At 64.5% G+C, this 26,378-nt stretch carries 21 protein-coding genes; 8 read left to right on the top strand and 13 right to left on the bottom strand.

Going from position 1 to position 26,378, the window contains the following annotated elements; translation table 11 throughout:
- Positions 1–19 precede the first annotated feature (19 nt).
- The 4 genes from ileS (at position 20) to ispH (ending at position 4,839) form a co-directional block, all read left to right on the top strand.
- A complete protein-coding gene (ileS, locus tag BLR75_RS20785; RefSeq protein ID WP_084313550.1) occupies positions 20–2,854 on the top strand; it encodes an isoleucine--tRNA ligase in 2,835 nt (944 codons plus the stop codon).
- Positions 2,847–3,356, top strand: a complete 510-nt coding sequence (gene lspA, locus BLR75_RS20780; protein WP_084313551.1) for a signal peptidase II — start codon at positions 2,847–2,849, stop codon at positions 3,354–3,356. The genes ileS and lspA overlap by 8 nt, the downstream gene beginning before the upstream one ends.
- Positions 3,349–3,801, top strand: coding sequence for an FKBP-type peptidyl-prolyl cis-trans isomerase (gene fkpB, locus BLR75_RS20775; RefSeq protein WP_084313553.1), 453 nt, complete (start codon positions 3,349–3,351; stop codon positions 3,799–3,801). Before lspA ends, fkpB begins: the two co-directional genes overlap by 8 nt.
- Before the next feature lie 93 nt (positions 3,802–3,894).
- Positions 3,895–4,839 (top strand): 4-hydroxy-3-methylbut-2-enyl diphosphate reductase, encoded by a 945-nt coding sequence (ispH, locus tag BLR75_RS20770; RefSeq protein ID WP_084313555.1) that lies wholly within the window; start codon positions 3,895–3,897, stop codon positions 4,837–4,839.
- Between the two features lie 51 nt (positions 4,840–4,890).
- On the opposite strand, the gene BLR75_RS20765 is transcribed toward ispH, so the two are convergent.
- The 7 genes from BLR75_RS20765 to BLR75_RS20735 all read right to left on the bottom strand — a co-directional run bounded on the left by BLR75_RS20765 (position 4,891) and on the right by BLR75_RS20735 (position 12,759).
- Positions 4,891–5,304, bottom strand: a complete 414-nt coding sequence (locus BLR75_RS20765; RefSeq protein WP_084313557.1) for a type IV pilin protein — start codon at positions 5,302–5,304, stop codon at positions 4,891–4,893.
- Positions 5,305–5,370: 66 nt separating this feature from the next.
- Entirely contained in the window at positions 5,371–10,023 is a 4,653-nt protein-coding gene (locus BLR75_RS20760) for a PilC/PilY family type IV pilus protein (RefSeq protein WP_084313559.1), read from the bottom strand.
- Positions 10,024–10,044: 21 nt separating this feature from the next.
- The gene (locus BLR75_RS20755; RefSeq protein ID WP_084313561.1) at positions 10,045–10,500 is read right to left on the bottom strand and encodes a pilus assembly PilX family protein; all 456 of its coding nucleotides are present in this window, start codon (positions 10,498–10,500) and stop codon (positions 10,045–10,047) included.
- Positions 10,500–11,150, bottom strand: coding sequence for a PilW family protein (locus BLR75_RS20750; RefSeq protein WP_084313563.1), 651 nt, complete (start codon positions 11,148–11,150; stop codon positions 10,500–10,502). The genes BLR75_RS20755 and BLR75_RS20750 overlap by 1 nt, the downstream gene beginning before the upstream one ends.
- Entirely contained in the window at positions 11,147–11,626 is a 480-nt protein-coding gene (gene pilV, locus BLR75_RS20745; RefSeq protein ID WP_084313565.1) for a type IV pilus modification protein PilV, read from the bottom strand. The genes BLR75_RS20750 and pilV overlap by 4 nt, the downstream gene beginning before the upstream one ends.
- Positions 11,623–12,096, bottom strand: coding sequence for a GspH/FimT family pseudopilin (locus BLR75_RS27225; protein WP_084313567.1), 474 nt, complete (start codon positions 12,094–12,096; stop codon positions 11,623–11,625). The genes pilV and BLR75_RS27225 overlap by 4 nt, the downstream gene beginning before the upstream one ends.
- A 150-nt stretch (positions 12,097–12,246) precedes the next feature.
- A complete protein-coding gene (locus tag BLR75_RS20735) occupies positions 12,247–12,759 on the bottom strand; it encodes a GspH/FimT family pseudopilin (protein ID WP_084313569.1) in 513 nt (170 codons plus the stop codon).
- Between the two features lie 191 nt (positions 12,760–12,950).
- Here BLR75_RS20735 and thiO point away from each other — a divergent pair, with 191 nt between their 5' ends.
- Complete coding sequence (thiO, locus tag BLR75_RS20730) at positions 12,951–14,042, top strand: glycine oxidase ThiO (protein ID WP_084313571.1); 1,092 nt, start codon at positions 12,951–12,953, stop codon at positions 14,040–14,042.
- Between the two features lie 239 nt (positions 14,043–14,281).
- Here the strand turns inward: thiO and BLR75_RS20725 are convergent, their stop codons facing one another.
- The 4 genes from BLR75_RS20725 to BLR75_RS20710 all read right to left on the bottom strand — a co-directional run bounded on the left by BLR75_RS20725 (position 14,282) and on the right by BLR75_RS20710 (position 18,637).
- A complete protein-coding gene (locus tag BLR75_RS20725) occupies positions 14,282–15,619 on the bottom strand; it encodes a sigma-54-dependent transcriptional regulator (protein ID WP_084313573.1) in 1,338 nt (445 codons plus the stop codon).
- Between the two features lie 17 nt (positions 15,620–15,636).
- Entirely contained in the window at positions 15,637–17,229 is a 1,593-nt protein-coding gene (locus BLR75_RS20720; protein WP_084313575.1) for a sensor histidine kinase, read from the bottom strand.
- On the bottom strand, positions 17,219–17,449 hold the full coding sequence (locus tag BLR75_RS20715) for a PP0621 family protein (RefSeq protein WP_084313577.1): 231 nt from the start codon (positions 17,447–17,449) through the stop codon (positions 17,219–17,221). Before BLR75_RS20715 ends, BLR75_RS20720 begins: the two co-directional genes overlap by 11 nt.
- A 165-nt stretch (positions 17,450–17,614) precedes the next feature.
- Positions 17,615–18,637: an outer membrane protein assembly factor BamD gene (locus BLR75_RS20710; RefSeq protein ID WP_084313578.1), complete on the bottom strand. Its 1,023-nt coding sequence runs from the start codon at positions 18,635–18,637 to the stop codon at positions 17,615–17,617.
- Between the two features lie 147 nt (positions 18,638–18,784).
- Between BLR75_RS20710 and rluD the strand changes: the two genes are divergently transcribed.
- The 3 genes from rluD (at position 18,785) to clpB (ending at position 23,487) form a co-directional block, all read left to right on the top strand.
- Positions 18,785–19,744: a 23S rRNA pseudouridine(1911/1915/1917) synthase RluD gene (gene rluD, locus BLR75_RS20705; RefSeq protein ID WP_084313579.1), complete on the top strand. Its 960-nt coding sequence runs from the start codon at positions 18,785–18,787 to the stop codon at positions 19,742–19,744.
- Positions 19,741–20,469 carry a peptidoglycan editing factor PgeF gene (gene pgeF / locus BLR75_RS20700; RefSeq protein ID WP_084313581.1) on the top strand — a complete coding sequence of 243 codons (729 nt, stop codon included), beginning with the start codon at positions 19,741–19,743 and terminating at the stop codon, positions 20,467–20,469. Before rluD ends, pgeF begins: the two co-directional genes overlap by 4 nt.
- A gap of 453 nt (positions 20,470–20,922) precedes the next feature.
- Positions 20,923–23,487, top strand: a complete 2,565-nt coding sequence (clpB, locus tag BLR75_RS20695; protein ID WP_084313583.1) for an ATP-dependent chaperone ClpB — start codon at positions 20,923–20,925, stop codon at positions 23,485–23,487.
- 149 nt (positions 23,488–23,636) lie between these two features.
- Here the strand turns inward: clpB and BLR75_RS20690 are convergent, their stop codons facing one another.
- Together BLR75_RS20690 and BLR75_RS20685 are read right to left on the bottom strand one after the other, a co-directional pair.
- Entirely contained in the window at positions 23,637–23,969 is a 333-nt protein-coding gene (locus BLR75_RS20690) for a PilZ domain-containing protein (RefSeq protein ID WP_084313585.1), read from the bottom strand.
- Positions 23,970–23,979: 10 nt separating this feature from the next.
- A complete protein-coding gene (locus tag BLR75_RS20685; protein WP_084313586.1) occupies positions 23,980–26,280 on the bottom strand; it encodes a DUF1631 domain-containing protein in 2,301 nt (766 codons plus the stop codon).
- Positions 26,281–26,378: the final 98 nt, after the last annotated feature.

Here is a 26,378-nt window from a genome sequence, read left to right as displayed (position 1 = left end):
ATCCTGAACAGGCCCTGAGATGACCGACTACAAACCGACGCTGAACCTTCCCGAAACCGACTTCCCGATGAAAGCCGGCCTGCCGCAGCGCGAGCCGGAAACCCTGAAATTCTGGAACGACATCGGCCTGTACCAGAAGCTGCGGAAGATTGGCGAAGGTCGCCCGAAATTCATCCTGCACGACGGCCCGCCCTACGCCAACGGCAGCATTCACATCGGTCACGCGGTCAACAAGATTCTCAAGGACATCATCGTCCGTTCCAAGACCCTGGCCGGCTACGACGCCCCCTACGTGCCGGGCTGGGACTGCCACGGCCTGCCGATCGAGCACAAGGTCGAGACCACCCACGGCAAGAACCTGCCGGCGGACAAGACCCGCGAGCTGTGCCGTGAATACGCGGCCGAGCAGATCGAAGGGCAGAAGGCCGACTTCATCCGCCTGGGCGTGCTCGGCGAATGGGACAACCCGTACAAGACCATGGAGTTCGCCAACGAGGCCGGCGAGATCCGCGCCCTGGCCGAAATGGTCAAGCAGGGCTTCGTGTTCAAGGGCCTGAAGCCGGTGAACTGGTGCTTCGACTGCGGCTCGGCGCTGGCCGAGGCGGAAGTCGAGTACGCCGACAAGAAGTCGCCGACCATCGACGTCGGTTTCCCCATCGAGGACGCCGACAAGCTGGCCGCCGCCTTCGGCCTGCCGGGCCTGGCGAAGACCGCCTACATCGTCATCTGGACCACCACCCCCTGGACCATCCCGGCCAACCAGGCGCTGAACGTCCATCCGGAAATCGACTACGTGCTGGTCGACGTGGGCGACAAGCTGCTGCTGGTCGCCGAGGCCCTGGCCGAGTCCTGCCTGGCCCGCTACAAGCTGGAAGGCCAGGTGGTCGCCACCGCCAAGGGTGAGGCGCTGGAGCACATCCGCTTCCGCCATCCGTTCTACGAGCGCTTCTCGCCGGTGTACCTGGCCGACTACGTGGCGCTGGACGCCGGTACCGGTGTGGTCCACTCGGCCCCGGCCTACGGTGAGGACGACTTCCACACCTGCAAGCGCTACGGCATGCACAACGACGAGATCCTCACTCCGGTGCAGAGCAACGGGGTGTACGTCGAGTCGCTGCCGTTCTTCGGCGGCCAGTTCATCTGGAAGGCCAACCCGAACATCGTCGCCAAGCTGGAAGAAGTCGGCTGCCTGCTCGCCCACGAGTCGGTCAACCACAGCTACATGCACTGCTGGCGGCACAAGACCCCGCTGATCTACCGCGCCACCGCGCAGTGGTTCGTCGGCATGGACAAGCAGCCGGAGCAGGGCGCCACCCTGCGCGAGCGCGCCGTCTCCGCCATCGAGCAGACCGATTTCGTCCCGGCCTGGGGCCAGGCGCGCCTGCACGGCATGATCGCCGGCCGTCCGGACTGGTGCATCTCGCGCCAGCGCAACTGGGGCGTACCGATCCCGTTCTTCCTGAACAGGGAAAGCGGCGATCTGCACCCGCGCACCGTCGAGCTGATGGAAGCCGTCGCCCAGCGCGTCGAGAAGGAAGGCATCGAAGCCTGGTTCAAGCTGGACGCCGCCGAGCTGCTCGGTGACGAGGCCGCGCAGTACGACAAGATCAGCGACACCCTGGACGTCTGGTTCGACTCCGGCACCACCCACTGGCACGTGCTGCGCGGCTCCCACGCCGAACTGGGCCACGCCAGCGGCCCGGCCGCCGACCTCTACCTGGAAGGCTCCGACCAGCACCGCGGCTGGTTCCACTCCTCGCTGCTGACCGGCTGCGCCATCGACGGCCACGCGCCGTACCGCCAGCTGCTGACCCACGGCTTCACCGTGGACGAGTCCGGCCGCAAGATGTCCAAGTCGCTCGGCAACGTGATCGCCCCGCAGCAGGTCACCGACAGCCTCGGCGCCGACATCCTGCGCCTGTGGGTCGCCGCCACCGACTACTCCGGCGAGATGGCCGTTTCCCAGACCATCCTGCAGCGCAGCGCCGATGCCTACCGCCGCATCCGCAACACCGCGCGCTTCCTGCTCTCCAACCTGAGCGGCTTCGACCCGGCGAAGGACCTGCTGCCGAACGACCAGCTGCTGGCCCTGGACCGCTGGGCCATCGACCGCGCCCTGCAGCTGCAGCGCGAGCTGGAAGAAGCCTACCGCGACTACCGCTTCTGGAACGTCTACTCCCGCGTGCACAACTTCTGCGTGCAGGAGCTGGGCGGCTTCTACCTCGACATCATCAAGGACCGCCAGTACACCACCCAGGCCGACAGCGTCGCCCGCCGTTCCTGCCAGACTGCGCTGTTCCACATCGCCGAGGCGCTGGTGCGCTGGATCGCGCCGATCCTGGCGTTCACCGCCGAGGAAATCTGGAAGTACCTGCCGGGCGAGCGCGCCGAGTCGGTGATGCTGAGCACCTGGTACGACGGCCTTTCCGAACTGCCGGCTGACGCCGAGCTGGATCGCGCCTACTGGGACGACGTGATGGCGGCCAAGGCCGCGGTCAACAAGGAGCTGGAGAACCAGCGCGCCGCCAAGGCCATCGGCGGCAACCTGCAGGCCGAAGTCACCCTGTTCGCCGACGATTCCCTGTCCGCACGCCTGAACAAGCTGGGCAACGAGCTGCGCTTCGTGCTGATCACCTCCAGCGCCAGGGTCGCACCGCTGGCCGAAGCGCCGGCCGAAGCGGTTGACAGCGAGCTGCCGGGGCTCAAGCTGAAGGTGGTGAAGACCGCCGATGCCAAGTGCGGCCGCTGCTGGCACCACCGCGCCGATGTCGGCAGCAATGCTGCGCATCCGGAGCTGTGCGGTCGTTGCGTGGAAAACATCGAAGGCGCTGGCGAGGTTCGTCACTATGCCTGACGCCGGTCGTCTTGGCCGCCTGGCCTGGTTGTGGCTCACCGTGCTGGTGTTCGTCCTCGACCAGGCCAGCAAGGCGTTCTTCCAGAGCGAGCTGACGCTGTACCAGCAGATCGTGGTGATCCCCGATCTGTTCAGCTGGACGCTGGCCTACAACACTGGCGCGGCGTTCAGCTTCCTGGCGGACGGCTCGGGCTGGCAGCGCTGGCTGTTCGCCCTGATCGCCATCGTCGTCAGCGTCGTGCTGGTAGTCTGGCTGAAGCGTCTGAAGGCCAGCGAAACCTGGCTGGCCATCGCCCTCGCCCTGGTCCTGGGCGGGGCGCTGGGCAACCTGTACGACCGCATCGTGCTCGGCCACGTGGTCGACTTCATCCTGGTGCACTGGCAGAACCGCTGGTACTTCCCGGCGTTCAACCTGGCCGACAGCGCCATCACCGTCGGTGCCATCATGCTGGCGCTGGACATGTTCAAATCGAAAAAATCCGGAGAGACCGCCCATGGCTGAGTCTTCTGAAAACATGCAGCGCATCGGCGCGGATACGGAAGTCACCCTGCACTTCACCCTCAAGCTGGAAGACGGCAGCGTCGTCGACAGCACCCTCGACAAGCAGCCGGCCACCTTCAGGGTCGGCGACGGCAACCTGCTGCCGGGCTTCGAGCAGGCGCTGTTCGGTCTCAAGGCCGGCGACAAGCGCACCCTGCAGATCGAGCCGGAGCAGGGCTTCGGCCAGCCGAACCCGGCCAACGTGCAGGTGATGCCGCGCGAGCAGTTCCAGGACATGGAGCTCGCCGAGGGCCTGCTGGTGATCTTCAACGACGCCGCCAAAACCGAGCTGCCCGGCATCGTCAAGGCGTTCGACGACCAGCACGTCACCATCGACTTCAACCACCCGCTGGCCGGCAAGAGCCTGGCCTTCGAAGTCGACATCATCGAAGTTAAAGCGCTCTAGGAGCGTGGGGCGTAGGATGGGTTGAGCGCAGCGATACCCATCGTCTCCCTGCAGCCCATTGGCCCCTGTTTTCGCGCGTCGAGATTCCCCGCCATGCAAATCAAACTCGCCAACCCCCGCGGCTTCTGCGCCGGCGTCGACCGCGCGATCGAGATCGTCAACCGCGCGCTGGACGTGTTCGGCCCGCCGATCTACGTGCGCCATGAAGTGGTGCACAACAAGTTCGTGGTGGAGAACCTGCGCAACCGTGGCGCCATCTTCGTCGAAGAGCTGGACCAGGTGCCGGACGACACCATCGTCATCTTCAGCGCCCATGGCGTGTCCCAGGCGGTACGCACGGAGGCCGAGAACCGCGGCCTCAAGGTGTTCGACGCCACCTGCCCGCTGGTGACCAAGGTGCACATGGAAGTGGTGCGCTACAGCCGCGACGGCGACGAGTGCATCCTCATCGGCCACGAAGGTCACCCGGAAGTGGAAGGCACCATGGGCCAGTACAACACGGCCAATGGCGGCGACATCTACCTGGTTGAAGACGAGGAAGACGTCGCCGCCCTCGAGGTACGCAACCCCGAGAAGCTGCACTACGTGACCCAGACTACCCTGTCGATGGACGACACCTCCAAGGTGATCGACGCCCTGCGCGCCAAGTTCCCGCACATCAAAGGCCCGCGCAAGAACGACATCTGCTATGCCACCCAGAACCGCCAGGACGCGGTGAAGGAACTGGCCGACCAGTGCGACCTGGTGCTGGTGGTGGGCAGCCCGAACAGCTCCAACTCCAACCGCCTGCGCGAACTGGCCGAACGCATGGGCACCCCCGGCTACCTGATCGACGGCGCCGAAGACATGCGCCGCGAGTGGTTCGACGGCGTGCGCAGCATCGGCATCACCGCCGGCGCCTCCGCCCCGGAAGTGCTGGTGCGCGGCGTGATCGAACAACTGCGCAAATGGGGCGCGAAGCCGGAAGTCGAGCTGGATGGCCGGGAAGAGAACATCACCTTCTCGATGCCGAAGGAACTGCGGGTGAAGGCGGTCTGAGCCTGCCCCGGTAATGAAAAAGCCCGATCGGTCGATCGGGCTTTTTCGTTTTCAGATACCGCTGCAACTGTCCCAGGCGTTGGCCAGCGCGCCAGTGCCGCCGCGTGCACCGGTGGAATCCAGGGTCAGGGTGCCCTTGCCCTTGAGCAGGCCGCTATCACGAGGCGTCGCTGTCAGCGTGTAGGTGGTGGCGGTGGAAGCGCTGATTGCGATGTCCGTCTGCTTGCTGGCGCCATCGACCGGGCTGGCGTCGTAGGCGCCCAGCGATGCGTCTTCGTAGGTGTTGTTCTGCGCGCGGAAGCGCTCCATCACATTGGCCGCGCCGACCAGCACCGCCTTGGCGTCCTCGCAGGCGGAGCGGCGGACGTAGGATTGGTAACTCGGTATGGCGATGGCGGCGAGTATGCCGACGATCACTACCGTGATCATCAGTTCGAGCAGCGTAAAACCGGTCTGTCTTTCCATGTGGTTCTGACTCTTGGCATCGTTTGGAAAGGCAGGTAGACCCCGCCTTTCTTCTGTTCCCCCCGCTCAGTCGGCGTCGGGGCTGTCTATCCAGTATGTTTTTCCAAGCGGTGGACTTTCTGCCCGCACAGGGTCGATTGCCGGGTCCGGCAATATCCAGCAATTGTCGCCGGTACAGAACAGTTGCGGGTCGCCGGAAATGCCGCCGCTATTACTGAGTTGCGCACGATCGCTGGGAGTCCCGTCGCCACCCGCTTCTATCGAGGCGGGCGTGGCATCGAGCAGACGCACGGCATAGGAACGGTTCTTTCCCACTGCCGCACTACAGGCTGTCGTGCTTGTGCTGGGTTCGTAGGTGTTGAAGAACAGTGTTCCACTGGCGGTCAATGAACGCGAAAGTACCTTTTCTCCCGAGTTGGTCAGGGTGATGAACCAGCCGCCCGAGGTTCTCTGGAACGCCGTGTTGGCGGTAGTCTTTTGCGAGTCGTCCCCAGCTTGCAGAAGGTTCTGGGTGGCGTCGTACATGCCGGTTTCTGTCAGGGTTCCTTCACCGGTGGTCTTGAACAGCGTGGTGGTGCGGAACGAGTAGAAGCGATCCTCGATGAATTCGTTGAGAGGATGCCCACGGTATCCGCTCCCGATATTGACGGTGAGAACACGGCTTCCACCGACATTCAGCAATGCCACGTCCGGCTCGTTGTAGAAGCGCCTCGCCGTGGCTGGCGTGGTGCCGCCGATGCTGGCGAAGACTCCGTCGCCAGTGGTCCCCCCAGGCGTTACCAGCGCGGCACCTGTGCTGCCATTGTTTATGTAGAACCGCCATACCTGTCCGCCCATGTCGCCGACGAAGAACTGGTCCGCCAGTTTGTCGGGGTCCGTAACCAGGGCTCCAGCCTCGTTCTGCTGGATATCGATCACCCGCACGCTGCTGGGAATGCTGAACTTCATCTTCTCCAGCGTCTTGTCATGGCCCGCGCCGTTGCTGGCGGACCAGAGCTTTTCCCCGGTCCTGGCATCGACGATATAGATGGCGTTGCCGATGTCATCTTCCGCATACACGCTGGTGGAAATGTTGAGATCATCCTGGTCCTCGTCGTATCCGCCGCCGAAGATCAGTACGTCCCTGATGGTGTCGCCTACCCTGATCCGGGTCTTGACCGGCGTGGACCAGGTCTGGCCCAGCTTCTCGAAGCCGGGGGTCGTGCCACCGAGTATCTGCCACAGCATGCGCGGCGCACTGCGATCGGTGACATCCAGCGCATAGATATTGCGCCCACCCCGACCCATGGTGGCATAGGCGTAGACGAACTCGTTGGTGTTCAGGCCGGTCGTGGTGTCGGTGCTGGGATCGCCATAGATGACACCGTTGTTGTTGGCATCGTTCACCCAGACAGTCACGGTGTTGTCCATGCCATACAGGCGTGGTTTGTTCGCAGTGGATTTTGCGTTGTTCCTGAGCTGCCTGATGTTCCGCAGCAAGGCCTCGGGCATGAAGGCGAATTGCTCCGCACCGTTATTGGTGTTGAAGGCATGGATGAAGCCTTCATTGGTACCGAGGAAGGCGCTCAGGTCCGGGTCTGTGCACTCTCCGTCGGTGAAGGCGTTGCAGCCATAGGTAACCAGGCGTGGAGACGAGTGGATAGGGTCGCCGAGAGCCTGGCGGTTCCGCTTGTTGCCGCTTTCGTCAGTATCCACCCCGCTGATGTATTCGATCAGGGCGGCACGCTCGACCGTGGTCATGGTGCTGTCGCCAAGTCTGGTAGCGGTAATGTTGTCATTGCCTACCAGATTCTCCAGCGCCGCGGAGGTGCCTGCCGGCGAATCGCCAAGGTAGGTGAACAGTTTGCGATTGGCCGGGGTTGGCAGGTTGAAGGCGGCGCCCCCCTTGGCAACGTCGCTGCCATCCTGGGTAGCGCTCCAGAAGCTGCGCGCGCTGGTCTTGAAGAAGCCGGTATTGGCATCGATGGCAGGGGCATCGTCGGCGTCGACGATAGTGGCGACGCCATCCTGAGTCGCCAGGCGATAGCGTTTGAGGTTGCCGACCCAGCGATCCGATTCGGACGGACGGAAGAGGGCGAAGTAAAGCTCATCCCGGTTGTCCGCGCGGTTGAAGGTGTTCACTGGCGCGCTGGTATTCACGAACGTCGTATTGGTCGCCAGAGCCGCCTGGACGATATCGTCGAACGCACTGGCAAGTTCGCCGGCGTTTTCCGCCGAGTACGCCTTGCCGCCTCCCAATGTGGCCAGGCTGTTCAGGAAACTGGTGGCCTGGGCGTTGTTGCTGGTGTTGAAACCGATGGTATGGGTAGTAACCGTATTGAGGCCGTCGTAATCGGCCTGGTCTTCCGTTGCCAGCCATGTGACCAGAGTCCGGCCGCACTGCTCGTCAGTGTCGCTGGCGTCGCCCGTACATGTCCTGCCAGTCATGCTCGCGATGTTGGTTCGGGCTGGGCCACCTTCCGTCGAGTTCCGGCCATTGTTGGCTTCGCCGTCGGTCAGCAGGACCAGGTAGTTGGCCTGGCAGGAACTGGTGATGGGGCTGGGGACGGTGCCGACATGCTTGCCCGTCGCACGGGTCAGATAGCCTGCGGCTTCGTGCAGGGCGGGGACGATGGGCGTATTACCGTCGGCCGACAGGCTTTGTACGATGCCATCCGTGTAGTCACGGACCGTGTAGCTGTTTGCACCCAGGCCGCCGGAAGCAAGCTTGACGCGGAGAACGATGCTGTTGCCTGCGCCACTGTCCCGCGATTTGAGCGCCAGGCTGCCGCTGGAGGGTTTGAGCAGCAGGCTCAGCGCATTGCCGTCGCTCCATCCCGGGCGGGAGAAGATCGCTTGTAGTTGTGTTTTTATTCCTGCGGCCGAGCAGGTGACAGGGATTCCCGCCGTGCCAGACGGGAAACTGCAACTGGCTCCGCCACTACCTGGGAATCGATCGCTCAGATTACGGTTATTGGTATTGAGCTCTGGAGAGTTGTCGATGTCATGGAAGTTGACCGTTGCCGTGCCGGAGTTGGCATTGTTGGGCGTGACTATTATCTGCGCCTCTTTTACTGTCGCGCCTTGCTTGACGGGAACTCTCTGGTAACGACTGACGATATAGTCATTGCTGAAGGAGAGAGAGGTCGAGGTCAGGTTGGGAGTTCTCTCCCCCTGAGAAGTACTCTCCTGATATCCATCATCCTTGTTGTCGACTACCGATATGTCGAGGATCGGGTCCAGGCATCCTTCGTCACCGCCTTCATACTTGACGTTGAGTACGGGTTGGAGATCCTTGGCGGCATCGACGCTGAAGGCCGTACGGTTTCCGCTTCCCGCTGTGGGAGTAATGAAGAAGGCCATGGAGTTGTTGCCGCACCAATCGTTGTTGTTGACGACAGTCTGTACCAGGGCTGTGACGGTCGGGCCTTCCACATAGACCTGGGGCTTGGTTGTGCGCCATTCGGCGGGTGTCCAGGTGGAACTGTTCGCCGTCTTGGGGCGGCCGGTGAAGTTGGTGGCATCTGCAGTAAAGATGTTCGCGTCCGAGCTGTTCTGTGCCGTGACGCTGAAGGTTACCGGGCGATCGTCCGAGGCGGCCGGTACGAAGTCGATGCGTGCGGAAGTGATGATCGCGTCCTTGGGAATGGCGACATTCTGGAAGCGCAGGCCTGTGGTGCGGTTCGTGCTTTCGCTGCCCGTCCAGGTGATTTCCAGGCGGGGCGTGATTTCCGGAGATGTCTCTGTGCCGTCGCCGAGATACCAGGAATAATTATTGCTGCCAGTGCCGCGCAGACGCACGGAAATATCGCCAATGGGGTTGGCGGCAGGGGACAGGTCTTTCAACTTCTGGAGCTGGTTCTTGAGGTCGAAGGTAAGCTCTTCCCCATTCAGGCTCGGAGTGACTGAAGAAATGTTCAGGTCGGAATTTCCATAATTCCGCTCACTGCCGATGACGTCGTCGTTATTGAAGGCGGCTGCCGTTTTTGTATTTTCTATCTTTACCGAGAATGATCTGACAGTACCGGTGGTGGCACGGGTTATAACCAGTTTCGCAGACTGGATGCTGACACCAGCAGGGATATTCAGATTTCGGAACAACAGAATCCCGTCGTTACCACTGTCTTTGTTTGAGTTGATAGTCGCCTTGAGTCCGGTGGGGCATACATTTCCCTTATCGGCGATCTTGGAGGAGCAGGCATAGTCGGTACTATTGCTTCTTACTACATAGTAGGACGTGTTTTCCGCCGAATAGGTGGTCTTGAACCCAAGCGAGCGCGTAACACCTTCATTGTTGCCCGTATACCCCATCACCAGAGTAGGATCGTTGATGTTCGTAGTGCCGCTGCTGAAATAACTGGCATCGTCGCCGCTGGCCAGAAGTACCGGGCTGGATAGCTTGACGTTGATGGACTCGTCGATCGGGCGGACCGGGGACAGCAGGCGTGATCCGCCCGATTTGGTATTGAGCGCCATGACTCCCACATTGATGCTGCCGGCGCTGTGAATGATGGTGTTGAATGCGCTCTTCAACTGCGCCATGCGAGTCGGAGTCTTGTTGTCGTTCATCGACCCGGAATCGTCGAGAATGAACAGCACATTGGGCCGAATGCCTGCGTCGATGGTAGAGCCGCCGAAGAAGATTTCCGTGTCGTCGGCATAACTGATGCCGCTGTACAGAATCGTCGCTGTGGCGAGGGCGGAGGCAAAGGCGCTGCACAGGAAGCTTGGCGCTTTCATGATGATTTCGTGTCCTTGAATTCAGTAGCGAACCAGATGGCCCTGGAGGTGCCTGGCGCGCGCCGGGTTGTCTTCGTCAGCACAGTTGCTGTCGACACAGGACTTGCCGGTACTTTGGATATCGAAACAGGCGTATTGGAATGAACCGCTATCGTCAGCCGCATTCAGCGAGTAGGACGGAACCACGTCGAAACAGGTGCCGGGTTGGGGCGCGCTTGCTTCATAGGGAGCCGTCGCGGTCAGTTCCTTTGCGGCGCTGATGGGTTCGATGCGCGGGTTGCTTTCGTATTCGGCAAGCCAGCCCTGGATGCCGCTTTCTGCGGCCTGGAATGCAATGGTCTGCTGTTGGCTGTTGGCCGCCATGCGCTCCTGCAGCGATGACTGGTTGGCGGCAGTTATGGCGATGATGGTCAGCAATAGCAGCAATACCAGACTGACGAGCAGGGCCATACCGTTCTGGTGGGCGCGTAGGTTCATCAGAGGCGATTCCTGAGTTCATAGGTGCTGGAAAATTCGCGCGATACTTCATTGCGCGAGTCGGTAACGGTCAGCGTGAGTCTTACTGCGTGGGCCAATGCCAGATCAGTGGACGAAATATCCTCGCTGTCCTTCCACTGCGTAACTCCGCCACTGGGCACCCCGAAGCTGATGGAGGTGATTTCCGCATTGTCCAGCACTGCGGTAGCAGTGCCGCCATTGACGCTCTTGCAGATATGTTGCACGCCCCCGCTGGGGCAACTGCTGTAGGTCACATTGTTCAAATAGAGCGCGTCGTCGTCGCACGTCTTGTTGGCGCCGAACAGGGTGCCGGTATTGGCCGCGGTGGCGTAGCGGAAAGTTACGCTGTTTTCCGTGGCGGCCAGGGCATCGGCAGGAAAGGTCAAACTGCCGATAGTGGTCTTGTTTGCGGCAGAGCTGCATCCCTGATAGCCGGCCCGGCGAGCGTCGGCTCCGATGATCTCCAGGGCAATCCGGCCACTCTCCTGGATTCTGGCCATTGCAGTATTGGTGCGATCGGAAGTGCTCGTGTTGCCGAAGAGCTGAATTACACCGAGCAATAACAACGAGCTGATGAGTATGGCGATCATCAGTTCGATCAGGGACAGACCCTGTTGCTGCCGCTTCATAGGTCGACCCTCAGGCTGAAGGATGGAGAAATCTCCGTCTCGTCAGACTTTTTCAGTGCTGTTCCCGTCTCTTCCCAGGAAATGGTTATTTCGTACTCGTTTGGGGGCGTGCGAGTGATACTCGCCTTGGCCCCGGGGATGCCGTCGGCAAGCGCTGCCCGCCAGTCGTGGAGATCCTGCTGCGCCTGCTGTGCCGGATTGCAGCCGGATGTCTTGCAGTTCGGATCGGTGGACCCTGTGGCGTTCTCGGCGAGGGTGTAGTCGTTTGTGCTAATAGCCTGTGCATGATTTGCCCGCATGCGTTCGACGATGTCGAAGGCGAGCAGACTGGCCTGGCTGCGCAGATAGGCGCCCTGACTCGATTGCAGGCTGCTCATCATGAGGGAAGCCATGCCGAGCAGGCCGACCGCGAGGATGACCAGGGCGATCAGCACTTCGATCAGGGTGAAACCACGGTTCGCTGGTCTGGTTCTCATGAGCAGGCGCTTCCGCTGCACGCCTGTCCGATGGCGTTGATCTTGATCTGGCGGGACGCCGGACGTGCGTCGCTGATCGAAATGGTGCCCGCCGTGGTGGTGCCGTCGGGCTGGTACTCGACCTTGCTGGCCGAGCTGGTGATGGTCACCTCGGTGCTGACCGGGTTTATCACCTTCAGGACGGTGCTGCCGCTCATCAACAACGCACCGTTGCTCCAGTTGGTGCTGTCGGCGCAGGCGCTCTTGGCGTCGTTCGCCGCGCAGACGCTGATGGTGGTGCGCTGCATGACCGCTTCGCTGCGGGCGAGTTGCAGCATGCCGAGCATCAGGTTGGTGGTGTTGCTCAGGCGGTTGTCGAGGATCAGGTTGCGGAAGTTCGGTGCGCTTACCGACGCCAGGATGGCGACGATCGCGATTACGACCATCAACTCGATCAGGGTGAATCCTGTCGACTTCACAGGACGCCGCATAGACGCATTCCTCACACTTTGGATAGAGGTAATGCTGCCTTTTCTTGTGGGAAATGTCCTTTTTCTATGGATGATCGTTGCCGATAGGACGATGTCCGGTCGTCGTCCGGCCGCTTCTGTGAACCGCTTCGCGAAGTGTCTGTGCGCTGGTCAGCGTGGGCACAGGGTTGCGCTGGCTGCGCTTTCGTAGCGGATTCTGCCGACGCGGTTGATGACGATCTTGTAGCTCCGCTGGCTTTTGCCGCAGATGACCAGGTTGCCGGCGTGGAAGGCGCCGTTCTGCTGGATGCTGCTGCCGCGGGGGATGTAGTGGATGTATTTGCGCGAGGTGGAGTCGGGTCTGATCTCGATGCCTTCCAGGGCCTCGTGGACGCTGATCAGTCGTTCGTGCGGCTGGCGGATGCCGTCGTTGTTGCTGTCGACGAACAGCGTCCAGCCATTCGCCCAGGCGCTGCCGGTGGCGGCGAGGCTGATCGGCTTGCCGGTGGTGATTGCGGTTGCGCGGGCCTGGAGGAGGGCTTCGGTGAGGTCGTGCAGGGCGATCCGGGTTCGCTGGGCGGCGACCAGTTCGCTGAAGGCGGGGGCGGCGAAGGAGAGGGCGATGGCGAGGAGGCTGAGCGTGACGAGCAGCTCGACCAGGCTGAAGCCGTGTGTCCTGGACATGATCGTTCCTTGATCGATGGCGGTCGGGACAGTATCGGCGGGGTGTGCGGACATGCGCCGAGAAGTCTGCACGGGGGCTTGTAGGCGCAATCCGGAATTGCCATGGGCCTGTTCCGCGCCTGCGATTGGGCAGGGGGAGGGGAGGCCGGTATAGTGTCGCCGGCGTTTCTTTTGGCCAGAAGGTGTGCGGCATGCCGGATGTGATTGTGGTTGGCGGGGGTGTGATCGGGCTGTTGAGTGCCTGGTCGCTGGCGCAGGAAGGAGTCGGGGTCACGCTGGTGGAGCGTGGCGAAACCGGGCGGGAGGCATCCTGGGCGGGGGGCGGGATCGTGTCGCCGCTCTATCCCTGGCGCTATGGCCGGGCCGTGGCGAGCCTGGCGCACTGGTCGCAGGATTTCTATCCACAGCTGGGACAGCGTCTGCTGGAGGAGACCGGCGTCGATCCCGAGGTGCATGTCACCGGGCTGTACTGGCTGGACCTGGACGATCAGGCCGAGGCGCTGGAGTGGGCCCGGGCCAACGGGCGTCCCTTGCACGAGGTGGATATCGCCGCGGTCAGGCAGGCGGTGCCGGTGCTGGGCGAGGGTTTCTCGCGCGCCGTGCACATGCCGGATGTGGCCAATGTGCGCAATCCGCGCCTGGCCAGGTCGCTGCGGGAAGCCTTGCGCCGTCTGCCCAATGTCACCCTGCGGGAGAACTGCGAGGTGCTGGATTTCCTCGGCGCGCCGGGGCGGATCGAGGGCGTGCGTACCGCCGAGGGCGAGTTGCGGGCGGAGTCCGTGGTGCTGGCCGCCGGCGCCTGGAGCGGCGAGTTGCTGGCCCGGCTGGGACTGTCGCTGCCGGTGGAGCCGGTGAAGGGGCAGATGATCCTCTACAAGTGCGCCGAGGATTTCCTGTCCAGCATGGTGCTGGCAAAGGGACGCTACGCCATCCCGCGCCGCGACGGCCACATCCTGGTGGGCAGCACGCTGGAGCATGCCGGTTTCGACAAGACGCCTACCGATGAAGCGCTGGCCAGCCTGCGTGCTTCCGCGGAAGAGCTGTTGCCGGCCCTGTCCGGGCAGCAGCCGATCCGCCACTGGGCCGGGTTGCGGCCGGGGTCGCCGGAGGGGATTCCGTTCATCGGGCCGGTGCCCGGGTTCGCCGGGCTGTGGCTGAACACCGGGCACTACCGCAACGGCCTGGTGCTGGCGCCGGCTTCCTGCCGGTTGCTGGCGGACCTGATGCTGGGGCGCGAGGCGATCATCGATCCGCAGCTTTATGCGCCGGAGGGGCGGATTTAGAGCTGGTTGCCTCCACGCTCCGTGTACGGACACAGGAGCGTCCATGGAGGCGTTCCCACGCGGGAGCGTGGGAACGATGGCACGATCTCATGTATTGGAGTGGCCGGGTTTCGCGGGCATGGCCCGCTCCTACAGGGGCATGCGCTACGCCGGTTCGTCGCCGCTCCGGCACGCTCGCTCCTACAGGTCGGGGCTTCGTAGGGCGCATAACGCGCCAGCGTTATCCGCCATCCGCCGCCTCAATCGATCCCCAGCTTCTTCAGCCGATAGCGCATCGAGCGGAAGGTGAGGCCCAGGCGCTGGGCGGCGGCGGTGCGGTTCCAGCGGGTTTCCTCCAGGGCCTGCATGATCAGCTTGCGCTCGATGTCCTCGAGGTAGTCCTCGAGATTGTCGATCTGCGCCAGGGATGCCTGGCCGCTGGCCTCGACGGTGCCGGTTTCGGCCAGGCGCAGGTCGTGGGGCTGGATCAGGTCGTCCTCGCACAGCGTGTAGGCGCGCTCCAGCATGTTCTCCAGTTCGCGCACGTTGCCGGGGAAGCGGTAGTTCTTCAGCTTTTCCAGTGCATCGGCGCTGATCCGCGCCGCTGCCAGGCCGCTGTCGCTGGCCAGGCGCCGGAGCACGCTTTCGGTGAGCGGGACTATGTCCTCGCGGCGCTCGCGCAGGGGCGGGACGCGCAGTTCGATGACGTTCAGCCGGTAGTACAGGTCCTGGCGGAAGCGTCCGGCGGCGACTTCGGCGGCGAGGTCCTTGTGGGTCGCGCAGAGGATGCGCACGTCGACCGCCACTTCCTGCTGGCCGCCCACCGCGCGCACGGCCTTTTCCTGGATGGCGCGGAGCAGCTTGACCTGCATCGGCAGCGGCAGGTCGGCCACCTCGTCGAGGAACAGGGTGCCGCCGTTGGCGGCCTGGAACAGGCCCTGCTTGTCTTCCACGGCGCCGGTGAAGCTGCCCTTGCGGTGGCCGAAGAACTCGCTCTCCATCAGTTCGGATGGAATCGCCCCGCAGTTCACCGGGACGAAGGCGTCGTCCTTGCGCGGGCCCTGTTCGTGGATCAGCCGCGCCACCAGCTCCTTGCCGCTGCCGGATTCGCCGCTGATGTAGACCGGCGCCTGGCTGCGCGCCAGCTTGGCGATCTGGTTGCGCATCACCCGCATCGGTGGCGAGTCGCCGAGCAGGCGGTTGTCGATGGGCGCTTCGGCGGCGTCCGGCGAGCGCAGGCGCAGCGCGGTGCCGACCAGCTCGCGCAGGCGGCCGAGGTCGACCGGCTTGGTGACGAAGTCGAAGGCGCCGGCCTTGAGCGCGTTGACCGCGGTGTCCAGGCTGCCGAAGGCGGTGATCATCGCCACCGGCACCTGTGGATGGCGCTGCTGGATGTGCTGCACCAGTTCCAGGCCGGTGCCGTCGGGCAGGCGCATGTCGGTCAGGCACAGGTCGAAGGGTTCGCGCGCCAGGTATTCCCTGGCTTCCTTGACGTTGCGCGCGCTGCGGGTGTCCAGCTTCATGCGGCCGAGGGTGATTTCCAGCAGTTCGCGGATATCCGGTTCGTCGTCGACGATAAGGGCTTTCTGGCGGCTCATGCTCTTTGCGGCTTCTGTCAGCTGAGTTTGCGCGGGTGGGCGAAGATGATACGGAAGCAGCTGCCCCCTTCGTCGCGCGGCTTGTAGTCGATACGGGCCTGGTTGCTCTCGCACAGCTCACGGGAAATATACAGCCCCAGGCCGGTACCCTTGGTTTCCGTGGTGAAGAACGGCTCGAACAGCTTGCCTTGCTGCTCGGCGGCGATGCCGGGGCCGTCGTCGAGGATTTCCAGCACCGGCAGGTCGGTCTCGCTGTCGCGCGACAGCTTCATCCAGACCTGCCCGCTGCCGTGCTTCTGCGCGCTGTAGCGCAGGCCGTTCTGCACCAGGTTGGTCAGCACCTGGTTCAGCTGGTTCGGGTCCATGCGGGTCTGGATGCTGCCGGTGGTGGTCTGGAGGTGGATGCGCTGGTCGTTGCGCAGGTTTTCGCGCAGTTCGCCGACGAAGCGATGCAGCCAGTACTTGAGGTCGAGCAGCTGCGGTTCGGCCTGGCGGCGGCGGGAAAGCTGCAGGACGTTCTCGATCACCAGGTTCATCCGTCGCGACTGGTCCTGGATGATCTGCACCAGGCGCTGGTCGGGTCCCTGCAGGTCCTCGGATTCCTCCAGAAGCTGCGCGGCATGGCTGATGGCGCCGAGCGGGTTGCGGATCTCGTGGGCGATCCCCGCGGTCAGCCGCCCCAGGGCCGCCAGCTTGAGCTGCTGGGCCTGCTGGGCGATCTGCGAGATGTCCTCGATGAACACCAGGATGTGCTGCTCGTCGCCGCGGTGCAGCGGGATGAAGCTCGGCTGCAGGGTCAGGCCGCTTTCCGGCGCCTGCAGGCTCGGCGGGCGCAGGGTCGGGTTGTGCAGCCATTGCTGCAGGCAGTACAGCATCCCCTGGCTGCTCTGGGCGATGGGCCTGCCGGCCAGTTCGCTGATGCCGAGCAGCGCGCTGGCGCTCTGGTTGGCCAGCAATACGCGCTGGTCGCTGTCCAGCACCAGGATGCCGGTGCGCATGCGCTGCAGGATCAGGGCGTTGAGTTCTTCGAGATTGGCCACCGTGGTGGCGCGCTGTTCGGCCAGGGTCTCGGTGAAGTGCTGGCGCCGGGCGAGGGCCTGGATCAGCAGGGCCGCGGCGAAGCACATGGCGCCGAGTCCGCCCGCCTGCACGTAGTAGTTCATCGAGGTGGGCAGGCTGAGGCTGAGATAGAAGGTCAGGTAGATCAGCCCGATGCTCGCCACCGCGGCCACCAGCAGGCCGATGCGTCCGCGCAGCAGCACGTTGGCGATCGCCACCGCGACCACCATCAGGTTGCCGACCCCGCTGGGGACGCCGCCGGCGGAATAGAACAGCGCGCTGAGCATCAGCACGTCCATCAGCGCCAGCATCAGGATCGGCAGCATCTGCTGCGGGCCCGGCATCAGCACGGCGATGAGGATGTTGACGATCAGGTAGAACCAGCAGCCGACATGGAACAGCTGCGTGTAGCTGGGGTTGAGCAGGTCGTCGTCGAGATTGCTGGAGATCAGCAGGACCAGCAGCAGGCCGACGCTCAGGCGGTACAGGTGGTAGAGGCGGAGGATGTGCCGCCCGTACTGGCCGGCGAGCGGGATGCTTTCACTGCCCACGGTTGGCGTGGTCCTGCTCGAGATGGGCGCGGCTGCAGTACCAGCGCTGCTCGTGCTGCAGCGCCTGGGTACGGGGAACGTGCACGCCGCACTGGGCGCAGCGCACCATCGGTTCGGCGCTTTCGTCGCCGCGCGACGCCGGGGGCTTCGGCCGGATGGCCCGGCGCCAGAGCCAGTAGATGAAGGCACCCAGGGCGATCCAGAACAGCAGTCGGAGCATGACTTTCCCTTTCCCGTATCGAGAACATCAGTGTATCGAAGCCGGCACGTTGAACACAGGAGTGATCTGACGGAGTTGTGGGCTGTTTCCGTCGCCGCTGCGCTTGCAGAAAGCGGGAATGAAAAAGGGAGGCCGTGGCCTCCCTCGTTCGTGCGTTGCGGCGTGTCAGTCGAACAGGCCGAAGGTCAGGCGGCTCCACCAGGAGCGGCGCGGCTGGCCGTCTTCCTCGGCCGGCGCTTCTTCCGGCTCGTCGGCCTGGGCATCCTGCTTCAGTTCCGGCGGCAGTTGCTGCACGGCGTCCTCGTACTGGCGGATGACGTCGCGGCTGGCCTGGGTTTCCACATGCTCCGGCGGCGGTGCGTCGGACTCGATGAAGCCCAGGGTGGCCTTGGCCAGCCAGGAGCGCTGGTCTTCCTCGTCCTCGCGCGGCACGAACTGGCCGTCCTGCAGGCTGGGGTTGTCCGGGTAGTTCAGCTTGAGGGTCTGCAGGCTGCTGTCGGCCAGGTCGTTCAGGCCCAGGCGCTGGTAGGCCTCGACCATGATCGCCAGGCCATCGCCGACCGCCGGGGTCTCCTGGAAGTTTTCCACCACGTAGCGGCCACGGTTGGCGGCGGCGACGTAGGCCTTGCGCGTCAGGTAGTAGTGGCCGACGTGCACCTCGTAGGCGGCCAGCAGGTTGCGCAGGTAGATCATGCGCGCCTTGGCGTCCGGGGCGTAGCGGCTGTTGGGGAAGCGGCTGGTGAGCTGGGCGAACTCGTTGAACGAGTCGCGGGCGGCGCCCGGGTCGCGCTTGGTCATGTCCAGCGGCAGGAAGCGCGCCATCAGACCGCGGTCCTGGGTGAACGAGGACATGCCCTTCATGTAGTAGGCGTAGTCGACGTTGGGGTGCTGCGGGTGCAGGCGGATGAAGCGCTCGGCGGCGGAACGCGCGGCCTCGGGCTCCATGTTCTTGTAGTTGGCGTAGATCAGTTCCAGCTGCGCCTGCTCGGCATAGCGGCCGAACGGATAGCGGGATTCCAGCGCCTTCAGCTTGCTGACGGCGTTGGTGTAGCTCTTGTTGTTCAGGTCTTCCTGCGCCTGCTGGTACAGCTGGCTCTCGCTCAGGTTCTCGTCGACCTTGTCGCCCTTGGAGGAACAGGCGGTGACGAAGGCGAGCGTGGCGATCAGCAGCAGGTGTTTCACTTGCATGGCGGCTTGCATCCCTGGACGGTCGGCTGTCGTGGCCGCGGTCGTCTGTTATGATTGGCGCCCCAGGGGGCCTCCCTGGAACAAAGTCCCGTATTTAACCACAGCGCGTAGCCGAAACAAAAAGGTTGCGCGCCCTCCGTGCCCCATATGTCCGATAGCATCCAACTCGCGGCCGAAGTGCCCTTCGAGCTGGGCGGCCAGCGTCTCGACCAGGTCGCCGCACAGCTCTTTTCCGAACATTCCCGCTCGCGTCTGGCCGGCTGGATCAAGGACGGCCGCCTGACCGTCGACGGCGCCGTGCTGCGCCCGCGCGACATCGTGCATGCCGGCTCGCGCCTGGCGCTGGACGTGGAGCTGGAGGTCCAGGGCGAGTGGAAGGCCCAGGACATCGGGCTGGACATCGTCTACGAGGACGAGCAGATCCTGGTGATCGACAAGCCCGCCGGGCTGGTGGTTCACCCGGCGGCCGGCCACCAGGACGGCACCATGCTCAACGCCCTGCTGCACCACGTGCCGGAACTGGCCAACGTGCCGCGCGCCGGCATCGTCCACCGCCTGGACAAGGACACCACCGGCCTGATGGTAGTCGCCAAGACCCTGGAGGCGCACACCAACCTGGTCGCCCAGCTGCAGGCGCGCTCGGTGAGCCGCATCTACGAGGCCATCGTGGTCGGCGTGATCGTCTCCGGCGGCAAGATCGATGCGCCGATGGGCCGCCACGGCGTGATGCGCCAGAAGATGGCGGTGGTTCCCACCGGCAAGCAGGCGATCAGCCATTACCGGGTGCTGGAACGCTTCCGCTCGCACACCCATACCCGGGTCAAGCTGGAAACCGGCCGCACCCACCAGATCCGCGTGCACATGGCGCACATCGGCTATCCGCTGGTGGGCGACCCGGTCTACGGCGGCCGTTTCCGCATTCCGCCGGGGGCCAATCCGACCCTGGTCGAATCGCTGCGCGACTTCCCCCGCCAGGCGCTGCATGCGCGCTTCCTCGAACTGGACCACCCGGCCACCGGCGTGCGCATGAAGTGGGAGTCGCCGCTGCCGGACGATTTCACCTGGCTGCTCAGCCTGTTGCGGCAGGACAACGAGTCCTTCGTATGACCGACTGGCTGACACCCGACTGGCCGGCCCCGGCCAACGTCCGTGCCTGTATGACCACGCGGGCCGGGGGCGTCAGCCTGCCGCCGTTCGACGGCCTGAATCTCGGTGACCATGTCGAGGACGATCCGCAGGCGGTCTCGGAAAACCGCCGGCGCCTGACGGCCGCGCTGCATTGCGAGCCGGCCTGGCTGCGCCAGGTGCATGGCATCGCGGTGGTCGAGGCCGATCCTTCCGTGGTGGCCGAAGCCGACGCCAGCTGGAGCGCGACCCCGGGCATCGCCAGCGCGGTGCTGACCGCCGACTGCCTGCCGGCGCTGTTCTGCGACCGCGCCGGCACTCGCGTGGCCGCCGCTCATGCCGGCTGGCGCGGGCTGGCTGGCGGCGTGCTGGAGGCGACCCTGGATGCGCTGGCCGTCCCTGCCGAGGACGTGCTGGTCTGGCTCGGCCCGGCCATCGGCCCGCAGGCCTTCGAGGTCGGCCCGGAAGTGCGCGAGGCGTTCCTTGCCAGCCATCCGCAGGCCGACGCCGCGTTCCGTCCGAGCAGCAATGAAGGGCGCTACATGGCCGACATCTACCAACTGGCGCGCATCCGCCTGGCGGCGCGGGGCGTCGAGGCGGTGTATGGCGGCGGTTTCTGCACCTTCAGCGATACCGGGCGTTTCTACTCCTACCGCCGCAGCGCGCGTACGGGGCGGTTTGCCAGTCTGGTCTGGCTGGAGCGCTGATCTCTGCATTGGTGAGGGCGGGTGCTCATGGTCCGCTTGACGCCATACCTGTAGGAGCCAGCTTGCTGGCGATCCAGGGGCGGCGCGACTCCATGTAGGGCCAGCATCAAGAGCATCCATATGGTTCCCACGCTCCTGCGTGGGAACCCATCCGGGGACGCTCCGCGTCCCATCGACGCGGGAGCGTCGAGAGCTGCATTCCCACGCAGGAGCGTGGGAACGATGGCGCCAGGCATCCGTGTAGGAGCGGGCCATGCCCGCGACCGGTCGCGCCCAGGTGCGCTCCTACAGAAGTGCGGAGCAAACGTGTCAGAAATGGTCATTCTGACCGGAATCATTGTCCTACGCCTTGAAGCGGCCACAATCGTCCTTATCTAACTGGCATCCCGACAGGTTATTTCTTGATCAGGGGCACTCATCGCCCGGCCTGTCATACATAGGAAGGACGACCCCATGCGAATAGACCGTTTGACCAGCAAGCTGCAGCTTGCCCTCTCCGATGCCCAGTCCCTGGCCGTCGGTCATGACCACCCGGCCATCGAGCCGGTGCACCTGCTCTCCGCGCTGCTCGACCAGCAGGGCGGCTCGATCAAGCCGCTGCTGATGCAGGTGGGTTTCGACGTCGGCGGCCTGCGCACCGCCCTGAATAAAGAGATGGACGCGCTGCCGAAGATCCAGAGCCCCACCGGCGACGTGAACCTGTCGCAGGACCTGGCGCGCCTGCTCAACCAGGCCGACCGCCTGGCCCAGCAGAAGGGCGACCAGTTCATTTCCAGCGAGCTGGTGCTGCTCGCCGCGATGGACGACAGCTCGCGCCTCGGCAAGCTGCTGCTCGGCCAGGGCGTGACCCGCAAGGCGCTGGAGAACGCCATCGCCAACCTGCGCGGCGGCGAGGCGGTGAACGACCCGAACGCCGAGGAATCGCGCCAGGCGCTGGACAAGTACACCGTCGACATGACCAAACGCGCCGAGGAGGGCAAGCTCGACCCGGTGATCGGCCGTGACGACGAGATTCGCCGCACCGTGCAGGTCCTGCAGCGGCGCACCAAGAACAACCCGGTGCTGATCGGCGAACCCGGCGTCGGCAAGACCGCCATCGTCGAGGGCCTGGCCCAGCGCATCGTCAACGGCGAGGTGCCGGACGGCCTGAAGGACAAGCGCCTGCTGGCGCTGGACATGGGCGCGCTGATCGCCGGCGCCAAGTTCCGCGGCGAGTTCGAGGAGCGCCTGAAGGCGGTGCTCAACGAGCTGTCCAAGCAGGAAGGCCGGATCATCCTGTTCATCGACGAGTTGCACACCATGGTCGGCGCCGGCAAGGCCGAGGGCGCCATGGACGCCGGCAACATGCTCAAGCCCGCGCTGGCCCGCGGCGAGCTGCACTGCGTCGGTGCCACCACCCTGGACGAATACCGCCAGTACATCGAGAAGGACGCGGCGCTGGAGCGGCGCTTCCAGAAGGTGCTGGTGGACGAGCCGAGCGAGGAAGACACCATCGCCATCCTCCGTGGCCTGAAGGAGCGCTACGAGGTCCACCACGGCGTGACAATCACCGACGGCGCGATCATCGCCGCGGCCAAGCTCAGCCACCGCTACATCACCGACCGCCAGTTGCCGGACAAGGCCATCGACCTGATCGACGAGGCCGCCAGCCGCATCCGCATGGAAATCGACTCCAAGCCGGAAGAGCTGGACCGCCTGGACCGCCGCCTGATCCAGCTGAAGATCGAGCGCGAGGCGCTGAAGAAGGAAGAGGACGAGGCGGCGAAGAAGCGCCTGGCCAAGCTGGAGGACGATATCGTCAAGCTGGAGCGCGAGTACGCCGACCTCGAGGAAATCTGGAAGTCGGAGAAGGCCGAGGTGCAGGGCTCCGCGCAGATCCAGCAGAAGATCGAGCAGGCCAAGCAGGAAATGGAAGCGGCGCGGCGCAAGGGTGACCTGGAGAGCATGGCGCGCATCCAGTACCAGACCATTCCCGACCTGGAACGCAGCCTGCAGATGGTCGACCAGCACGGCAAGGCCGAGAAGCAGCTGCTGCGCAACAAGGTGACCGACGAGGAAATCGCCGAGGTCGTGTCCAAGTGGACCGGCATCCCGGTGGCGAAGATGCTCGAAGGCGAGCGCGAGAAGCTGCTGCGCATGGAGGATGAACTGCACAGGCGCGTCATCGGCCAGAACGAGGCGGTGGTAGCGGTCTCCAACGCCGTGCGCCGTTCCCGCGCGGGTCTCGCCGACCCGAACCGGCCGAGCGGCTCGTTCCTCTTCCTCGGCCCGACCGGGGTGGGCAAGACCGAGCTGTGCAAGGCGCTGGCCGAGTTCCTCTTCGACACCGAGGAAGCGCTGGTGCGCATCGACATGTCCGAGTTCATGGAGAAACACTCCGTGGCCCGCCTGATCGGCGCGCCTCCGGGCTATGTCGGCTACGAGGAGGGCGGCTACCTGACCGAGGCCGTGCGCCGCAAGCCGTACTCGGTGGTGCTGATGGACGAGGTGGAGAAAGCCCACCCGGACGTGTTCAACATCCTCCTGCAGGTGCTGGAGGACGGCCGCCTGACCGACAGCCACGGGCGCACCGTGGACTTCCGCAACACCGTGGTGGTGATGACCTCCAACCTCGGCTCGGCGCAGATCCAGGAACTGGTCGGCGACCGCGAGGCCCAGCGCGCGGCGGTGATGGACGCGGTGAACGTGCATTTCCGTCCTGAGTTCATCAACCGGATCGACGAGGTGGTGGTGTTCGAGCCGCTGGCCCGCAGCCAGATCGCCGGCATCGCCGAAATCCAGATGGGCCGCCTGCGCAAGCGCCTGGCCGAGCGCGAGCTCAGCCTGGACCTGACCGAGGAGGCGATGGACAAGCTGATCGCCGTCGGTTTCGACCCGGTGTATGGCGCGCGCCCGCTGAAGCGCGCGATCCAGCGCTGGATCGAGAACCCGCTGGCGCAGCAGATCCTCGCCGGCAAGTTCCATCCGGGGGCGAAGATCCACGCCAGGGTGGAAGGCGACGAGATCGTGTTCGCCTGAGGTCCTGCCACAATGAAGAAGCCCCGCGGTTTGCGGGGCTTTTTCATTTGCGACGTAGGGCGAATGACGCGCCAGCGTTATCCACGAGGGATGAGCGCTACGCCGAACCTGTAGGAGCCAGCTTGCTGGCGATCTTTCTGGCGAATCGCTCAGATCCGCGACAGCAGCACCTCCAGCGCCGCTGCCTGGTCTTCCGCCAGGTCGATGATGTGGAAACCGGCCCAGCCCAGCTGGCCGTCCTGTCCGCTGCGGGTCCACAGGCAGTCGGCGCCGCAGTGAATCTCGCCGAGGTCGCTCAGCGGCGGTGCCGGTACCAGGCGGCAATCCCAGACGGAGTCGACCGGCGGCACTTCCTTGCCGCAGAGCATGAAACCGTCCGGGGAAAGGTTGGCCAGCCGGCCGAGATAGCGTCCCGAGTTGCGATCGAATACATCCACGGTGACATCGATTTCCTGCCGATTGCGCTGGCGACGCTCTTCCATGCATTGCTCCTCAACTGTGTTTCGGCGGCCGCCCGGCGAAGCGCTGCAGCATCCGGTAGATGGCGTTCATGGCCCGGTCCATCAGCGGGGCGTCCTGTTCCTCGGCGACCAGGCGCACCTCCCCGCGTTCCATCTCCAGCGCCAGTTGCAGCAGCGGTTTGATCGCCGCGCGCTGTCCGGAGTGGTCGACGAACATGTAGTTGTGGGTGGTCGGGCTGAACCAGGACAGCTTCAGCCGGCGCGGTGGCGTGGCGTCGTGGAATTCGAACCAGGCGCCGAAGCCGATGCCCTCCAGTTCCTTGACGATGGCGCGGGCGCGGCCGGAAAGCTGCTCCTCGATTTCCTTCCCGCTGAATTCGAAGCCGTCGCCGAGCATGGCGCCCAGCGGGCTTTCCGGAAGTTCCGGCTTGAGGTCGGCGGCGAGTTGCGGCTGCCGCGCCTGGATGGCCTGCTGGCAGGCGACTATGTCCTGCAGCAGCCGGCGGATGCTGTCCTCGTGGTAGCCGCCGAGGACTTCCAGGCCGCGGCGCAGGTCTTCCAGCAGGCCCGCGCGGATGCCTTGCAGATGCTCGCGGCCGTCGGCGTCCAGCGGCGTGACGCTCCACACCAGTTGCTCGCAGGCGACGCAGGCGCGCTTCCATTCCAGGCTCTGCTCGCCGTTGCGCAGCAGGATGAAGGTGAGCGCATCGCTCCAGCTCAGTTCGAGGAAGTTGCTGACCAGCTCCGGCAACTCGCGCCCCTGCATGGCCGTGCGCACCACGGAAAGGGCGTGCTCGCGGGCGGAAAGCAGGCGGTCGCGGCCGCGCGCGGCTTCCACGGCGCGGCGTTCGCGAAGTTCGACCCTCTGCCGCAGGGTGGCGAGGTATTCGTTGAACTCGGCGATGAGGTTGTCGAACAGGCCGAGATCGCCGGTGAAATTCTGGATCACCTGCTCGACCACCCATTGCATCTTCGCCAGCAGGTTGCGTTCCTCGCCTTCGCCGCCGTACAGCACCCCGGCCTGGGCCATGGCGTTGAGCAGTCGGCGCGCCGGGTGGTGGTGCTGGGTGAACAGCGCCTTGTCCTGCAGCGCCACCTTGAGATAGGGCGTGTGCAGGTGGGACAGGGCGGTCTTGCAGCTGTCCGGCAGGTTGGGGTCGTCGAGGATGAAGTCGAAGACCATCCCGACCAGGTCGATCACATCGGCTTCCTGCTCGGTCAACCGGTTCTGGCCGGGATGCGCGCTGCCGGCCTCCAACTGGCGATGCAGCTCGGCTTTCAACTGGTCTACCGGTTGCGGGAAGCGCAAGCGTTTTGCCAGGTCCAAGGCAGATTCCTTCTGCAGCTGGTTGAGGGCATCCAGTAGCTCGTCGGCGCTGTAGGTCCTGGTGGCCGTTTCCGGGTCGAAGCTGGCGATGCTCGGGCTGTGGCCGAACAGCAGGTCGCTGGTCTCCACACTGCGGTATTCCGTAAGCAGCGCGGCGAGGCCGCTGTAGAGCGCGCCCGGATCGCTCGGCGGCAGCAGCGAAAGATCGAGATCGCCGATGCCCTGGCCGGAAGGCGGGGCGGAAGGTCGTTCGGCGTCGCCGGCGGGTGCAGGCGCAGCCCGGGAGCCGTTGGCGGGCTGGCGCGTGGCGCTCTGCTGCGGGCGGTGCTTCAGGTTGGGCAGTACCCCGGCCTGCACCAGCCGCTGGTTGAGCTGGTCGTAGAGGGGGCCGAGCTTGCGCATCACCTGCTGGTCGAACAGCACGTAGAGCACGGTCTTGACGCGCAGCGGGAACGGGCTTTCCGCCAGGGTTTCGCGGAAGGCGCGGGCGATCGCCTGGGGGCCGAAGGGGTTGTTGTCCTCGCTGAGCTTGCAGCCGTTGTTGAGCAGGGCCAGGCGCTGTTCGAGGGCGAACAGCGCCTGCACGCACTGCGCCTTGACCTGGTTGACCATGTTGGTGATCAGCAGGGTTTCCTCGTACTCGTCCGCCTCCACCAGCGCCAGCTGGTCGATGTCCAGTTCATCGAGCTCGTCGCCGGAGGAAAGCCGGCCCTCGAGGAAGTCCACCAGCCCCTTGGCGATGCGCTGGTGATAGGCGCGCTCCAGGGTGGGCCGCTGGCGTCGGATCTCGCGCATGCTGTCGAAGAACAGCGCCTGGACCTGGTTGTTCTCGGCTTTCTCGGCGCACTCGAAGAGCGTGTCGTCGACCTGGGCGAAGACTTCGCCCAGCAGCTCGGCCAGGCGGTTCATCGCCAGCTGCCTGCAGTTCTGCACGAGCTCGCCGAAGCGCGGCTGTATGCCGCGACTGGCGATGGTCGATGGCGGTGGCGTGTCCTTGTTACTCATTGGCGATCCTGTCCGTGATCAATCCGAAACACGCTGCAGAGTTCTCGCGAATCCTATTGAGATATAGCAATGTGCAAGCACCCCTGCAAAGGAAGAAA

The organism is Pseudomonas jinjuensis (assembly GCF_900103845.1).
In the GTDB taxonomy this organism is placed as follows: domain Bacteria; phylum Pseudomonadota; class Gammaproteobacteria; order Pseudomonadales; family Pseudomonadaceae; genus Pseudomonas; species Pseudomonas jinjuensis.
This window is presented reverse-complemented; position numbering and strand designations above follow the sequence as displayed.

Excerpts from the sequence above, each read along its gene's own strand:
- ileS (WP_084313550.1), top strand. The coding sequence starts at position 20 with ATGACCGACTACAAACCGACGCTGAACCTTCCCGAAACCGACTTCCCG.
- lspA (WP_084313551.1), top strand. The coding sequence starts at position 2,847 with ATGCCTGACGCCGGTCGTCTTGGCCGCCTGGCCTGGTTGTGGCTCACC.
- fkpB (WP_084313553.1), top strand. The coding sequence starts at position 3,349 with ATGGCTGAGTCTTCTGAAAACATGCAGCGCATCGGCGCGGATACGGAA.
- ispH (WP_084313555.1), top strand. The coding sequence starts at position 3,895 with ATGCAAATCAAACTCGCCAACCCCCGCGGCTTCTGCGCCGGCGTCGAC.
- BLR75_RS20765 (WP_084313557.1), bottom strand. The coding sequence starts at position 5,304 with ATGGAAAGACAGACCGGTTTTACGCTGCTCGAACTGATGATCACGGTA.
- BLR75_RS20760 (WP_084313559.1), bottom strand. The coding sequence starts at position 10,023 with ATGAAAGCGCCAAGCTTCCTGTGCAGCGCCTTTGCCTCCGCCCTCGCC.
- BLR75_RS20755 (WP_084313561.1), bottom strand. The coding sequence starts at position 10,500 with ATGAACCTACGCGCCCACCAGAACGGTATGGCCCTGCTCGTCAGTCTG.
- BLR75_RS20750 (WP_084313563.1), bottom strand. The coding sequence starts at position 11,150 with ATGAAGCGGCAGCAACAGGGTCTGTCCCTGATCGAACTGATGATCGCC.
- pilV (WP_084313565.1), bottom strand. The coding sequence starts at position 11,626 with ATGAGAACCAGACCAGCGAACCGTGGTTTCACCCTGATCGAAGTGCTG.
- BLR75_RS27225 (WP_084313567.1), bottom strand. The coding sequence starts at position 12,096 with ATGCGGCGTCCTGTGAAGTCGACAGGATTCACCCTGATCGAGTTGATG.
- BLR75_RS20735 (WP_084313569.1), bottom strand. The coding sequence starts at position 12,759 with ATGTCCAGGACACACGGCTTCAGCCTGGTCGAGCTGCTCGTCACGCTC.
- thiO (WP_084313571.1), top strand. The coding sequence starts at position 12,951 with ATGCCGGATGTGATTGTGGTTGGCGGGGGTGTGATCGGGCTGTTGAGT.
- BLR75_RS20725 (WP_084313573.1), bottom strand. The coding sequence starts at position 15,619 with ATGAGCCGCCAGAAAGCCCTTATCGTCGACGACGAACCGGATATCCGC.
- BLR75_RS20715 (WP_084313577.1), bottom strand. The coding sequence starts at position 17,449 with ATGCTCCGACTGCTGTTCTGGATCGCCCTGGGTGCCTTCATCTACTGG.
- BLR75_RS20710 (WP_084313578.1), bottom strand. The coding sequence starts at position 18,637 with ATGCAAGTGAAACACCTGCTGCTGATCGCCACGCTCGCCTTCGTCACC.
- rluD (WP_084313579.1), top strand. The coding sequence starts at position 18,785 with ATGTCCGATAGCATCCAACTCGCGGCCGAAGTGCCCTTCGAGCTGGGC.
- pgeF (WP_084313581.1), top strand. The coding sequence starts at position 19,741 with ATGACCGACTGGCTGACACCCGACTGGCCGGCCCCGGCCAACGTCCGT.
- clpB (WP_084313583.1), top strand. The coding sequence starts at position 20,923 with ATGCGAATAGACCGTTTGACCAGCAAGCTGCAGCTTGCCCTCTCCGAT.
- BLR75_RS20690 (WP_084313585.1), bottom strand. The coding sequence starts at position 23,969 with ATGGAAGAGCGTCGCCAGCGCAATCGGCAGGAAATCGATGTCACCGTG.
- BLR75_RS20685 (WP_084313586.1), bottom strand. The coding sequence starts at position 26,280 with ATGAGTAACAAGGACACGCCACCGCCATCGACCATCGCCAGTCGCGGC.